At 25.2% G+C, this 14134-nt stretch carries 12 protein-coding genes and 4 tRNA genes; 2 read left to right on the top strand and 14 right to left on the bottom strand.

What is annotated here, in order from left to right; genetic code table 4:
- Positions 1 to 18: 18 nt before the first annotated feature.
- The 9 genes from ACFEL5_RS03255 to ACFEL5_RS03215 all read right to left on the bottom strand — a co-directional run bounded on the left by ACFEL5_RS03255 (position 19) and on the right by ACFEL5_RS03215 (position 10334).
- Positions 19 to 939 (bottom strand): hypothetical protein, encoded by a 921-nt coding sequence (locus ACFEL5_RS03255; protein ID WP_375315681.1) that lies wholly within the window; start codon positions 937 to 939, stop codon positions 19 to 21.
- Positions 940 to 1884 carry an IS30 family transposase gene (locus ACFEL5_RS03250; protein ID WP_375315680.1) on the bottom strand — a complete coding sequence of 315 codons (945 nt, stop codon included), beginning with the start codon at positions 1882 to 1884 and terminating at the stop codon, positions 940 to 942.
- Positions 1885 to 1974: 90 nt separating this feature from the next.
- Positions 1975 to 4287 carry an FtsX-like permease family protein gene (locus ACFEL5_RS03245; protein ID WP_375315679.1) on the bottom strand — a complete coding sequence of 771 codons (2313 nt, stop codon included), beginning with the start codon at positions 4285 to 4287 and terminating at the stop codon, positions 1975 to 1977.
- A gap of 43 nt (positions 4288 to 4330) precedes the next feature.
- Positions 4331 to 4693, bottom strand: a complete 363-nt coding sequence (locus tag ACFEL5_RS03240) for a hypothetical protein (RefSeq protein ID WP_375315678.1) — start codon at positions 4691 to 4693, stop codon at positions 4331 to 4333.
- 27 nt (positions 4694 to 4720) lie between these two features.
- A complete protein-coding gene (gene rnc, locus ACFEL5_RS03235) occupies positions 4721 to 5416 on the bottom strand; it encodes a ribonuclease III (protein WP_338967997.1) in 696 nt (231 codons plus the stop codon).
- Positions 5417 to 5422: 6 nt separating this feature from the next.
- Positions 5423 to 6439, bottom strand: coding sequence for a phosphate acyltransferase PlsX (gene plsX / locus ACFEL5_RS03230; protein WP_375315677.1), 1017 nt, complete (start codon positions 6437 to 6439; stop codon positions 5423 to 5425).
- A 33-nt stretch (positions 6440 to 6472) separates the two neighbouring features.
- Positions 6473 to 8101 carry a DAK2 domain-containing protein gene (locus ACFEL5_RS03225; RefSeq protein WP_375315676.1) on the bottom strand — a complete coding sequence of 543 codons (1629 nt, stop codon included), beginning with the start codon at positions 8099 to 8101 and terminating at the stop codon, positions 6473 to 6475.
- Between the two features lie 27 nt (positions 8102 to 8128).
- Entirely contained in the window at positions 8129 to 8461 is a 333-nt protein-coding gene (locus tag ACFEL5_RS03220) for an Asp23/Gls24 family envelope stress response protein (RefSeq protein WP_338968004.1), read from the bottom strand.
- A gap of 73 nt (positions 8462 to 8534) precedes the next feature.
- Positions 8535 to 10334, bottom strand: a complete 1800-nt coding sequence (locus ACFEL5_RS03215; RefSeq protein ID WP_375315675.1) for an ABC transporter ATP-binding protein — start codon at positions 10332 to 10334, stop codon at positions 8535 to 8537.
- A gap of 188 nt (positions 10335 to 10522) precedes the next feature.
- On the opposite strand from ACFEL5_RS03215, the gene ACFEL5_RS03210 reads away from it, so the two are divergent.
- The gene (locus ACFEL5_RS03210; RefSeq protein WP_342189549.1) at positions 10523 to 11584 is read left to right on the top strand and encodes a hypothetical protein; all 1062 of its coding nucleotides are present in this window, start codon (positions 10523 to 10525) and stop codon (positions 11582 to 11584) included.
- A 51-nt stretch (positions 11585 to 11635) separates the two neighbouring features.
- On the opposite strand, the gene ACFEL5_RS03205 is transcribed toward ACFEL5_RS03210, so the two are convergent.
- From ACFEL5_RS03205 to ACFEL5_RS03185, 5 genes are all read right to left on the bottom strand, one after another.
- Positions 11636 to 11712: transfer RNA gene (locus ACFEL5_RS03205), tRNA-Met, on the bottom strand.
- Between the two features lie 5 nt (positions 11713 to 11717).
- Positions 11718 to 11794: transfer RNA gene (locus ACFEL5_RS03200), tRNA-Pro, on the bottom strand.
- A gap of 13 nt (positions 11795 to 11807) precedes the next feature.
- Positions 11808 to 11884: transfer RNA gene (locus tag ACFEL5_RS03195), tRNA-Arg, on the bottom strand.
- Between the two features lie 163 nt (positions 11885 to 12047).
- A tRNA-Cys gene (locus ACFEL5_RS03190) sits at positions 12048 to 12124 on the bottom strand.
- A 247-nt stretch (positions 12125 to 12371) separates the two neighbouring features.
- A complete protein-coding gene (locus ACFEL5_RS03185; protein WP_375315674.1) occupies positions 12372 to 12515 on the bottom strand; it encodes a hypothetical protein in 144 nt (47 codons plus the stop codon).
- Between the two features lie 58 nt (positions 12516 to 12573).
- Between ACFEL5_RS03185 and ACFEL5_RS03180 the strand changes: the two genes are divergently transcribed.
- Positions 12574 to 13518, top strand: a complete 945-nt coding sequence (locus ACFEL5_RS03180; RefSeq protein WP_338966716.1) for an IS30 family transposase — start codon at positions 12574 to 12576, stop codon at positions 13516 to 13518.
- Positions 13519 to 14134 lie beyond the last annotated feature (616 nt).

The following is a 14134-nucleotide window of genomic DNA, read 5'->3' as shown; positions in this document are numbered from 1 at the left end:
TATAACAATATATTTTAACTATGTATTAGTAATACTTCTAATTTTATTACGATATATTAATGATAGTCAACAAATACTAAAAGATACTGTAAACAAAATAACTAATATTAATAAAACCAACGGATAGTATCAATCTGCAATATATACAGGAAATAAAACTTTAGTTTCACTATAAATAATATCAGTTAATAATTTAATAATTGGTCTTGCTAAAGGAATGGATATTATTCAAGTAATTAACATAATTGGCATAAAAATTAATATAAAACGACTAGCTAATCATTTATAATGATACCCAATAACATTTAAAATTGTAACAAATCGCAAATTATCATTAATAGTAATATTACTAGTTACAAAAACAATAATTAAAACAATAACAATAGCTCCAATGATAAAACATATAATTAAACTTTCTAAATAAGTGCTAAATTTTAATGTTAACTGCTTTTTATGATGAATATTGGTAAATCCTTCAATTGCACTACTCCAACCTAAATCATCATTTCAATAATCAGTCTTAAATAATTCATTTTTATTGAAACTAATTTGATAATTTTTCTTATTACTAACAATTGAAAAATAAGATTGAAAATCATTCGCTGTATTTTGTGATAACTTGGTATTAAAATATGTTGCATTTAAATTAGTATATTCATAAAACTCCTTTTCACGAGTAATAACAGTATCTTTTGTTAAATTATCAAAAGTATCAAAAATATAACCAAATAATGGTTTTTTATTATCATCATTAATAAAATTAAAGTCACCATCACTCAAATAAACAAAATCATCTTGTTTTAAGTTTGAAGCTCAAACATCATTAGCATTTACTAAAAGTGGTAAAATAGTAATCTTATCATACCCAAAATTATTTTGTAAAGATGATAAAAAATGTTCATATTTAATTTTAATGCCAAATTGTAAAGTTAAGTGCAACTAAATTATTTTTCTAACCAAATATTCGATTGGCGAAAGATAATTTAGTATTTTTCTTGGTCTTTGGTTTAAAGACAATATAAATTTATGAACTGCATTTTTAGTAGTGTTTGAAAAATTAAATTTTTTAGGAAATTTTTCTCTAATTAAACCATTAGTATTTTCATTAGTACCTCTTTGTCAAGGTGAATATGCATCAGCAAAATAAATTTTCACATTTAAATTTTTTTCAAGTTGTTGTCAATTAGCAAATTCTTTACCCCTATCAAATGTTATAGTCTTAACAAGATTATTTGGAAGAATTGATAAATAATGACTAATATTTTTGTTAATAACTTTAGTAGTTCTATTTTCAACTAATATTGCTAAAGTAAATCTTGATGTTCTTTCAACTAAAGTTATTAAACATGATTTACTTTTACCTCGTGATAATACTACAGTATCACCTTCTCAATGGCCAAGAGTTATGCGATTATTAACATTTCGTTCTTTAATGGATTTACCATTAAATTTACCCCGATTTTCTTGAGATTTTCGTTTCTTACCTTTTCTTCTTAAATTTTTACTAGTAACCTTTTCAAGTAATCCAGAATAAATTCAATTGTAAATTGTTTTAAAACTAATAATTCATTCTTGATGAAAATTTTTAATTCTGCCATAAATTTGTTCAGGCGATCAACCTAATAATAATTTTTGTTGTACATATTTTACTAATTCTCTATTTTTAAATTTATGAAAATAAACATGTAATTGTTTTCTATTTTCTGCTTTATTTTGTGCAATTAATGAAAAATAATGATTATTATCTTTATTTCTATTAACTTCTCGATTAATAGTACTAATACTTCGATTAAGATTTTTAGCTATTTCACTAATTTTTACTTTAAATTTCAATTGATTCTCAATATAAATTCTTTCATCTATGCCAAGATGTTTGTATCCCATATAAAAACTCCTTAAATTTACTTTTTCTAAAATAAACTTAGCATCATGAAATTTTTATATGAAATCTTTTGCAATTTTATTTACTTGCACTTACAAGTATAATTCAGCAATATTTTCAATATCAAAATCAAAAAATTCCTGTAATGTCTTATTATTTAACGATGGTTTAATAAATTCTTGATGCGTTTCATTAATAACATTCAACTGATTAATATTTGTTTTTATTGTTATTTCATCAATTTTACTAATTTTTTGATTACTATTTTTAATTCTTTGATATTTATTCATATTAAACGAATAAATTTGCTCATTAAAAATATTAATCATTTTATCTTGTTCTGGACAATAAAAAATATTATTAAATAAAATAATAATATCATTTTTTAAATTTGTACCTGTAAAATAATCTCTTAAATAAGGATAAGTATTAATAATACTTACTAATAATTTCTTAGTTTCTAAATCTAATCCAAGTAAATTATCACTATTTGGATTATTAAGTTGTTCAATAATGATTTTAACTTCTGAACTTTTAATTCATTTATTACTAACATCATAATACCCTTGATTTGTAATTTTTGCAGAATTATTTTTAATATCTTCAACAATATTATTATTAGGATTTAATTCACTAATTGCTTGATAATCAACTTTACTACCTTCGCCTTTATACATTAATTTTAAATCATCATTACTAGTATGATAATTATATAAATAATTAACATTAACGCCTTCCCATTGTTTATTCATAATTGAATCATTCATCTTAAAAGCTGATAATGAAAAGAATAATAATGTTGATGCTGCTAAAGTTGAAACAAATGTCAATGACAATTTAGAGAAACTATTATTAGCAAAGAAAAAGGTTATTTTAGTTTTAAAACTAAAATCGACAATTTTATTAAAAAAACTACTTTTATTACTAGTTTTTGATTTAACAACAGTTTTATAATTATAATTAATTGACTTAGACATTAATGTTAATGGATTTTTTCGTAATAAGAAAAAAGCAAAAATAAAAGTAAAAAAAGCAATAATTAAAAGTGGTACAACAATAATTAAAATAATAATTAAAACATTAAATGAAATACCATATTCAGGAAAAACAAAAAAATCAATATAAGTTTGATTAAAAAAACTCTGCATATAATACGATAAAAAAATACTACCAATACTAACAAAAATAATTGGTATCATTTGAGCAATTGTCATTACTAATGATATTTTTATTGTTGAATAACCTAATGATTTTAACATTCCAAATGATTGCTGATTATTTATTACTGATTTATGAATTAAAATAAAAATAATTAACAAATTAATTCCAAAAATTAACAATGAAAAAGTTGTTGCAACACTATTTATTATTAATATTCTTGCATTCAAAGCTTCTTTTGTCATTAAATAAGGATTTCAAATAACAGCAAAATCATTATTATTTAATTTAAGATTTCAATACAACGAAAAGCGATTATATTCTTGTTTTAAAGTTTGAAAATTAAAATTTAAATCAGTATTTTTTTGATGCTTAAACCCATAAATACTTTTTTTATTTTCACCTAACTTATGATCAACAACATCACCCTTTAATTTATTATAAGTTTGCTTATTAACTCATACAACAGTTGAACTTGATAAACTAGGCATTTCTCCACTTTGCATTAAAAAATACGCATCATTAACATCAGTAGCATAGCCAGCAATAATAACTTCTTGTCCCATAATCCGAAATTTGCTACCTAACGATAGATTATTAACATCAGCAAATCTTTTAAACACAAAGACATAATTACTACCATCATTTAAATTAAATTTACCATTTTCTTTAATTATATAAGGTTTATTAAAATAACTAGTAGCATCATAACTCTTAACACGATAGGCATTTCCTGATGTTAAAAACTCAGTAATGTCTAATGACTCAACATATTCTAAACGATTAAAACTAATTGATGAAGCAATAAATCAATATAAATCAATATGCTCACGCATTGTATCACTAGTAATATTACGAGGAAAGTTATCTTGTAAATTATCTTTGTGCAATTGTTCTAACTCTTGATTAATAGTTAATAAATTTTCTGCCTCATTAGTAGTAATTAAATGAAAGTAATCATATTGTTGATATTTTTCAAAAAGTTCAGAAACATAAGGTGTTCCTAATCCATCATTATTAATTATTTGACTATTAACAAATCAATATCCTTTATTTGAAATTTTAGAACTATCACAACCAATTTTAATCTTATTAGGTTCATCACAATATGTTACCTTATAAATTGTTGAAATATTAGCATTTAAATATTGCTGAACATCGTGATTCATTAGACTTGGTACATAACTATAACATTTTATGCCGACTAAACTATAAAATTCATTTTTATCTTTGTATTTATCTAACATTTGTATTTCATCTAAAAAATAATTATCAAAATAGTAGATAAAATTAAAGGTTATGTACCAAGTCTATTGTTAAAATTTCTTCTTTATCAAATTCAGTAAGATGACTTATTGATAGAGTTGCTTTTTTAAAAATTTCTATATCAAGTTTATTTTCAGAAGTAAAATAATTTTTATTTTTTCAAAGTTTAGAATCATTTCTAAAAACTAAATCTTTAGATGAACTAATTGTATTATCATAAATTGCAGCATTATTATAAATTTTAGCATATTGATTTTTAACATAATCATTTGATGAAAATATCCCTAAAAGGATAACTAACATTATTAAAATAACAATTAGTAAACTAATTACTTGAAAAAAGTTTTGAAAAAAACTATAAATAATACTTTTAAATAACTTTAACATCTAATTACCTCATTAATTGCTATCCTTTTATTTAACAACCTTAACTAATTTTAAATAAGCATCTTTTGCAGCTGCTTGCTCAGCTTTACTATGTGAACTACCACTTCCCTTACCAAAAATAATGTCACCACTTTTTACAATAGCAACATATTGATAACTATTTTTATCTTTATGTTCAAAAATAACTTTATATTCAATAGGATCTTGGCGTTCAGTTTGTAAATATTCTTGTAATAAAGTTTTATAATCTTTAACTAAATAAATACTTTTATCTTTAATTTTATTAAATAATGTTTGCATTAAAAATGTATTAACCGCTTGTTGGCCTAAATCTAAATAAATAGCACCGACAATCGCTTCAAAAACATCACCTAAAATGCTATCTTTTTCACGACCACCCGTTTGAATTTCGCCTTTACCTAAGCGAATATATTCATTCATCTTATAAAATCTACACACTTGTGCTAAGGTTTCTTCTCTAACAATTTGACTTCGCCAAATTGTTAACTCGCCTTCATTTAAATCATCATTTATTCGATATAAATATAATGTTGTATACATTTGCAACACCGCATCACCTAAAAATTCTAATCGTTGATAATTATAATTTAATTGCTTTTCATTAGCATATGAACTATGAGTCAAAGCTTGTTCATATAAATTAATATTTCGTGGTTCTAAATTAAATGCTTTTAACAAAATTTTAATTTCTTCAATAAACATAAATCCTTATTTTCCTTCTTCTTTAACAACATTATTTTTAATTAGTGATAATACATCTTCTAAAAGCGCTTTCCGAACTAATTTTAAAGTACTAAAAAATGCTTTAACATTACTACTACCATGCGCTTTAAAAACAATGCCATTAACACCAATTAAAATTGCTCCGCCCGTATTTCGATAGTCAAAAATTTCTTTAACTTCATTAAATGCTTTTTTCAAACATAATGATGCTAACTTACGAAAGATATTCTTAGTAAACTGATTTCGTAAAACTTGCAATAAATTCCGTGCCGTCCCTTCAACCGCTTTCAAGGAAATATTACCAGTAAAACCATCAGTTACAACAATATCAATATCACCATTCATAAAATTATTAGGTTCAATATTACCAACAAAATTTAATTGTGAATTGTTACTTAATTTTATATAAGTTTCTTGATGATATTCCTTACCTTTTTTCTCTTCTGTACCAATATTTAATAATGCTACTTTTGGTTGCGATAATTCTCAAATTTTTTGAACATAAATATTTGCCATCATAGCAAATATTTCTAAATCATTACTATCATTTTCAACATTAGCGCCCGCATCAATAAGCACAACTTGCTTATTTTTTATTTTTGTTGGCATAATTGCCATAAAAGCTGGACGAGTAACACCAGTTATTTCTTTTAAAATAAAATGATTAGCTGCTAAAAAAGGACCCGTAGCCCCTGCTGTTAATACTGCATCAGCTTCTTTATTAGCAACACATTCAATTGCTTTACTCATTGAATTATCGTTTTTTCTTCTAATATCTAAAATACTATCAGTCATCATTATTTCTTCATTAGCATTTTTAAAACTAATCCGCGATAATAACTTTTCATTTAATTTAAAACCAATTAAATATTCTTTAATTATCAGTTCGTTACCAACTAAAATAATATCAATGTCATTATATTGTTGTAAAAATTTTATGACACCACTTATTAGTGGCTTATGTCCTAAATCTGAGCCCATAACATCTACTGCAATTTTCACAAACTTCACCTCTTTTTAACAATTAAATTATATCTATTCAACACCAAATATGAAAGGATATACTGGTTGTTCACCTTCAATTTTTTCATATTCAACATCAAAGTTTTCATCAATATACTTTTCAATTAGTCGTAAATCTTGGCGTTTAGCATCTTCACCAATAAAAATTGTTACCAATTGTGATGATGATTTACTAATCATTTTACTTAGTAATTTTTTTGCTACTAAAACTAAATCTGCTTCTTGAGTATAAATTTTTTTATCTAAAATACCAAGATAATTTCCTTCTTTCACAGCAACACCATCAATAGTTGTTGTTCTAACAGCATTAGTAATTCTTGCTGACACAATCTTTTTAATAGCATTTTTCATATTATTAAAATTTTTTTTAGCACTTTTTTCTTCCTTATTAAAACTAAGAATACTAAGCATTCCTTCTGGAATTGAAGTTGTGGGGATAACATAAACATTAGATTTCTTTTCTAGTTTCGCTGCTTGTTGTGCAGTTGAAATAATATTGGAATTATTTGGTAAAATATAAACATCTTTAGCATCAACTAATTCAATCGCTTTTAAAAAATCATCAGTTGATGGGTTCATTGTTTGTCCCCCATTAACTACATACGATGCTTGCAAGTCATTCATAAAATATTTTGCTAAACCTTTACCAGCAGCAACAGTAATAATTGCTCAAGAGTTATTTAAACTACGAAGTTCTTTAATTTCTGTACTATGCTTTTTTGCTTGTAACCCCATATTTTCAATTTTTACTTTTTGAAAATCACCAAATTGTTGTAAATAAACTAATATTTGCCCTGGCATTAACGAATGAACATGAACTTTAAAAATATCTTGATCTTGAACAACAACGATTGATTTACAACCTTGTTCTTCTAACGAAAAGCGAACTTTTTCTAAAGGAAAATTTTTTTGTTTCATTTCACTTAAAATAACAATCGTTTCTGTACAATAACCAAAATTTTCATCATCTAATTTAATAACAACTTCTTTATTATCACTAGCTACTAAATTCTTTTTCTTTTTAATTTCTTTACCTTTTTCTAATGAATAAACCATTCCCTCAATAATTTTAACTAATCCAAAACCACCTGAATCAACAACACCAACTTCTTTTAAAATTGGTAATAAGTTAGGGGTTTGTGCTAATGCATTGTTAGCATTTTCCAAAAACTTATCCATAAGTTTTAATGGCAATATTGTTTCCTTAGTTTCAAGTTTAGTATCATCAATAGCAAGTCTAATAACAGTTAAAATTGTTCCTTCAACAGGTTTCATAACTGCTTTATAAGCTACTTGTTTAGCATAAGTTCATGCTTTTAGTAAATCGCTAGTACTGATAAATTCTTCATGAACTAATCCTTTACTAAAACCACGAAAAATTTGGGACAAAATAACTCCTGAATTTCCCCTAGCGCCCATAATCAAACCACGACTAAACACATTTGCTATTTCAGTAATACTAGAAGTTTCATATTTTTTAATTTCTTTAATAGCATTTTCCATTGTTAAATTCATATTTGTTCCCGTATCACCATCTGGAACAGGAAAAACATTTAATTTATCAATTTCTAAATGATAATTATATAAATTATTAGCAGCACTAATAAGCATGATTTTAAATAATTTTGCATCAATTTTCATTTTATTTCACCTACCTCTTAATAAATATTATTCACTAATTAAATCATCAATGCAAATATCAATTTTAAAATTACTATCAAATTCCATTTGCTTTTCCAATTCATATTTAACGCGATGTTGAACTTCTTGTAAAACTTCAAAAATATTAGTATGAATTGAACTAATAATATGAATTTTAACCCCATAATGATTTGGTTCAATTTTTTTAACATCAATTGCTGGGGTAATGTCTTTTTCTAAAGCAATGGCATCTTCATTTTCTTTATTTTCACGACTATAAGCAAACGCAACAACACCTGGTGTTATTGATACAACTTGCTTAATAATGTGAGCAATTTTATCAACATCAATTAATTTCACTTTATAACCACCATTTTATCCGATTTTTAGATTCATTATCTATAATTTATAAATCAACTTTTAGTTTTTTAAACTAAGCCATTAATCCTGCAGTATATAATGCTTTAAAGCGACCTTCTTGATTTTTTAATGTTTCAAAATTACCACTTTGAACAACACCTTTATCTTTTTCTAAAACAAGAATTTCATCAACATCTTTAATCGTTGATAAACGATGCGCAATAATAAAGGTTGTTCTTCCTTTCATTAATTGATTAAGATTTTCTTGAATTTCTTTTTCCACAATATTATCTAAAGAACTTGTTGCTTCATCTAAAATTAAAACTTCAGGATTTTTTAAAAACATTCTTGCAATTACTAATCTTTGTTTTTGACCACCAGATAAAATAAATCCCCGTTCACCTAAAATAGTATCATAACCATTTTTTAAACCAATAATAAAATCATGCAACTCTGCTTTTTTACAAGCAACAATAACTTCTTCTTTAGTAACTTTAAAAACTCCATAACTAATATTTTCAAAGAAAGTACCATAAAAAATTTGGGGTTCTTGTTCAACATAACCAACATGTTGTAAATAAGAAGTTAAATTAATTTTTTTTAAATCTTGATCAGCATTAATGTAAATTGTACCCATAGAAGGATCATAAAACCTTAATAATAATTTAGAAATTGTTGATTTTCCTACTCCCGTTTCACCAACGAAAGCATAAGACTTACCTTGTTCAAAATGATAATTAAATTTATTCAAAATAAGCTGATCACTATTAGGATAATAGAAACTAACATTATCAAAAATAATATTTCCCGTAACAGTCTTCATAATTGGTTGCTCTAAATTACGATTAATTTGTGGCTTTTCATTTAATAATTCATTAATTCTAATTGACGATGTTGATGCATTAGCTAAATTATTAAAAGTACGAACTAATGTCATAATTGGAAAAATTAAAATATTAATTCCTAAAACAAATGAAATAATAATTGGAATTGCTTCAGAATTATCTGCAACCAAAGTTTGATTATGCATCATTATTATCCCTGCTAATAAAATAATAATATTCAAACTAGAAATTCCCATTATCATAAAAGAAACAATTACTGATGATAATGTTACTTGTTTAAGTGAAGTTTTATAATAAATTTTATGAATATCCACAAAACGCTCTTTTTCATAAGTTTCTGTTCCTGATGATTTAATTAAACGAATAACACTAATGCGATCAGTAACATCACCATTAATATTTGTCAAAACTTTGCGAACTTTATAAGTTATTTTTTTAAAAATACCAAACATTACTAATAATGTAACTAAAATTGTTAATGCTGCGATTAAAGCAACAATAGTTAATTTAATGCTAATAGTTAAAAGAATTACAATTGCTCCAACAAAAGTAAAAATTGCTGAAAGAAAACTAATTGGTATTTGTTGTGCTTGGTCACCAATAGTAGCAGTATCAGCAATAACTTTAGTTAAAATTTCACCAGTCTTTTTATTCGTATAAAATTGCATATCTAAATCAACTAAATTATTTAACACTTTATTTCGAATATCAATTTCAATCTTTTTAGCAACAATGCCTCCTAAAAAACTTTGAAAGAAATTAAAAATTCCGGAAGCAAGATAAAGACTAATGATAATAATTACATAACTAATTAACATGCCATAAGGTCCTTGTAAAACATCAGGACTAACTAATTTTTGCGTTATTTTTGGGGTGATAATGACACAAATCGACCCTAAGGCTGTAAAAAGCATTATGATACAACATTGTCATAAATATCTTTTATAGTAAAAAGCAACTACTTTAAAAAAACCACCTTTAAATTTTTTAGAAGAATTATTTTTTTCATCATCTTTATCTTTGTTCATATAAATATATCCTTTCCTAAAAAACCATTTTGAATTTAGAATAATTATACAATAAAAAATATTTATCTGCTTTACTATTTGCAAAATATCTGATTAACAATTAGAAAAATAACTAAAACTTTTACTTTTATTTTTATTACTATTAATAGATAATAAGATTAACGATAGTAAACGAGAGGTGGCAAATTATGACTAACGAACAACTTAAAATATATGGTAATCCATCTCAAAAAATGAATGCAATTCTTGAAATTCACCAACAACTAAAAGAAATTTTTAAAAATTTTCAGTTTAATAATGAAAAAGATTGTATTGAAATTTTATTAGATGAAGAATGCTCTTGAAATACAACAATTGATGTTAAAAATGAAATTACATTTTATATTACTCACAAAACAATAACGACTTCTAATGTCCTATTAATGTGTTATGAATGATACCATTGAGAAATGCCATCTAGTGGTTATCGCTTTACAAAACGCCAAATAAGTCAATTTAAACAAGATTTTCCACGCTGAAAGGATGCTAAATACTTTCTTTTTAGTAAAGCAATTAAACACTTCATTACTCAAAAATGAGATTTAATAGACAAAAATGATTTCTACTTTGATTTAGGATTTATTTTATTTAAACAAATTTTTCCCGGCTTTCATCTCAGGTTAATTCCAACCTTTCGTTATTTTCATTTTGATAATTATTCACTTCGTAGTAAAAAGACATATTTAGAAGGTATTTTTTATCGTCTAAGAAGTCGTGATTTTTATACTCGTTTCCCACAAATTGAAATAATAAACATTCAAGAAAAAAATAAAATCACTAATACTTATTATTTGCAAACTTTACGACTAGTTAAATGGTTATACTACCAAATGTCAATGAAAAATAATCATCTTGCCAATAGTCACTTTAACATTCCCTTAAATAAATATTATCTCTTTGATTACTTATTATATCCTGTATATTATAAATACTTTTTAAAAGATAATCCCTTACAACGATGCTTTGATGTTATTAGAGAAGTATTACAAAGAATCATTATCAAATATGACAGCATTTATCTTCCTAACAATTTAATTGCCTTTTGAGAATTAGAAATTGATAATGAAGAACTTCAATATACTCTTGAACACTTACTAGAATATATTAACGAACATTATTCGGAAGAGCACGCTTATGAAGAAATTTATGAAGAAGTACAAAACTTTGTTGAATATATGGAAAGTTTAGAACCAAAAGAAAAGAAACACTAAAAAACGACTTTATTTTTTAAATAAAGTCGTTTTCAAACTGTAAACATAACTTGGTAGCGAGAGAGAGACTTGAACTCTCGACCTTTCGGGTATGAACCGAACACTCTAACCAACTGAGCTATCTCGCCAAATATGGTCGGGAAGATAGGATTCGAACCTACGACCTCTCGGTCCCAAACCGAGCGCTCTACCAAGCTAAGCTACTTCCCGTATTAAAATAAAATGGTGCGCCCAACAGGAGTTGAACCCGCAACCTCTTGATCCGTAGTCAAGCACTCTGTCCAATTGAGCTATGGGCGCCTATGGTGTCATTAAATAACAAAGTTATTATATATTATTACCGCTCTGTTGACAACAAAAATTTCATATTTCATAACTTTAATTAGTAATATCACAAATTATTTTTTATTACCTATTGGTTAATTAAAAAAATCACTTAACTGTGATTTTACTTAATATCTTATGGAGGCACTGATCGGATTCGAACCGATAATCAAGGAGTTGCAGTCCAATGCCTTAAACCAGTTTGGCCACAGTGCCATATATACAATAAATATTATTACACATTAATTATAAAACTACAATAATATTTTATTAAAAACTGTAGAAACCATATACATATGACAAGATTTTGTTTTCTACAAACTTTTAGGGGGTGTTTTCTTTTGGCAGTAATATTTTGTATTGAATGCGACAGCGAAAGCTATGTCATTGGTAATAAAAATACAGTTGGAATCTGTAATTCTTGCGATGAAAAGGGTTTTTAAATTTTGAAAGGAAAGATAAATTATAAAATATGTCGCTGGTGTTTACATCTATTTAGTGATAAACGATATTTGCATGTTGCTTGTGAGAAAAAATTTATTAATCATATTAAAAAAGCTGAATTATACTTGTAAGTGCAAGTAAATAAAATTGCAAAAGATTTCATATAAAAATTTCATGATGCTAAGTTTATTTTAGAAAAAGTAAATTTAAGGAGTTTTTATATGGGATACAAACATCTTGGCATAGATGAAAGAATTTATATTGAGAATCAATTGAAATTTAAAGTAAAAATTAGTGAAATAGCTAAAAATCTTAATCGAAGTATTAGTACTATTAATCGAGAAGTTAATAGAAATAAAGATAATAATCATTATTTTTCATTAATTGCACAAAATAAAGCAGAAAATAGAAAACAATTACATGTTTATTTTCATAAATTTAAAAATAGAGAATTAGTAAAATATGTACAACAAAAATTATTATTAGGTTGATCGCCTGAACAAATTTATGGCAGAATTAAAAATTTTCATCAAGAATGAATTATTAGTTTTAAAACAATTTACAATTGAATTTATTCTGGATTACTTGAAAAGGTTACTAGTAAAAATTTAAGAAGAAAAGGTAAGAAACGAAAATCTCAAGAAAATCGGGGTAAATTTAATGGTAAATCCATTAAAGAACGAAATGTTAATAATCGCATAACTCTTGGCCATTGAGAAGGTGATACTGTAGTATCATCACGAGGTAAAAGTAAATCATGTTTAATAACTTTAGTTGAAAGAACATCAAGATTTACTTTAGCAATATTAGTTGAAAATAGAACTACTAAAGTTATTAACAAAAATATTAGTCATTATTTATCAATTCTTCCAAATAATCTTGTTAAGACTATAACATTTGATAGGGGTAAAGAATTTGCTAATTGACAACAACTTGAAAAAAATTTAAATGTGAAAATTTATTTTGCTGATGCATATTCACCTTGACAAAGAGGTACTAATGAAAATACTAATGGTTTAATTAGAGAAAAATTTCCTAAAAAATTTAATTTTTCAAACACTACTAAAAATGCAGTTCATAAATTTATATTGTCTTTAAACCAAAGACCAAGAAAAATACTAAATTATCTTTCGCCAATCGAATATTTGGTTAGAAAAATAATTTAGTTGCACTTAACTTTACAATTTGGCAAAAATAAAAAAGTTTTTTGTTATGTTTTTATTTTTTTATTTTGGTGCTCGTTTTCCTAACAATACTATTCACAAAACAATTAACATTATATTTTAAACAAGTAGAATTAAGCAGGATTAAAGAATATTAGTAACTACTTTATTTAAAAAATAAAATAACTAAAACTATTTATAAGATAATTTCTATTGGTATTTATTTGATTTTTTAAAATTAAAAATATGATATAATATTTTTGCTTATCTTGCGGAACGACAAGCATTTTGGCGAGCCGACCACCCGAAACCCCGAACTCCCAACGATGTTGATAGCACGGGGTTTCGGGTGGATGTTGTGTTCCGCAGTGGTGTTCCTTTTTTCTTTTTGCCCAAGCCCTTAAAATAAAAAAGGAACCGAAAAAAGAAAAAAACCCACCCTGTTAATAAAACAAAAAAGTTTAGATAAGGAGGTGTAATTATGGGAGAACAAGAAAAAATACTGATGATGATAAATCGTTGGGGATATTTAAACTCAGAACAAATCGCATTATTATTAAATAAAAATCAAAATACTATTGAGCGATTATTAGATTATCACGCTCCAAAAGGTTTTTAT

This window comes from Spiroplasma endosymbiont of Tipula paludosa (assembly GCF_964264785.1).
In the GTDB taxonomy this organism is placed as follows: domain Bacteria; phylum Bacillota_I; class Bacilli_A; order Mycoplasmatales; family Nriv7; genus Nriv7.
The sequence above is the reverse complement of the archived record's forward strand: the minus strand, read 5'-3'. Positions and strand labels throughout refer to the sequence as shown.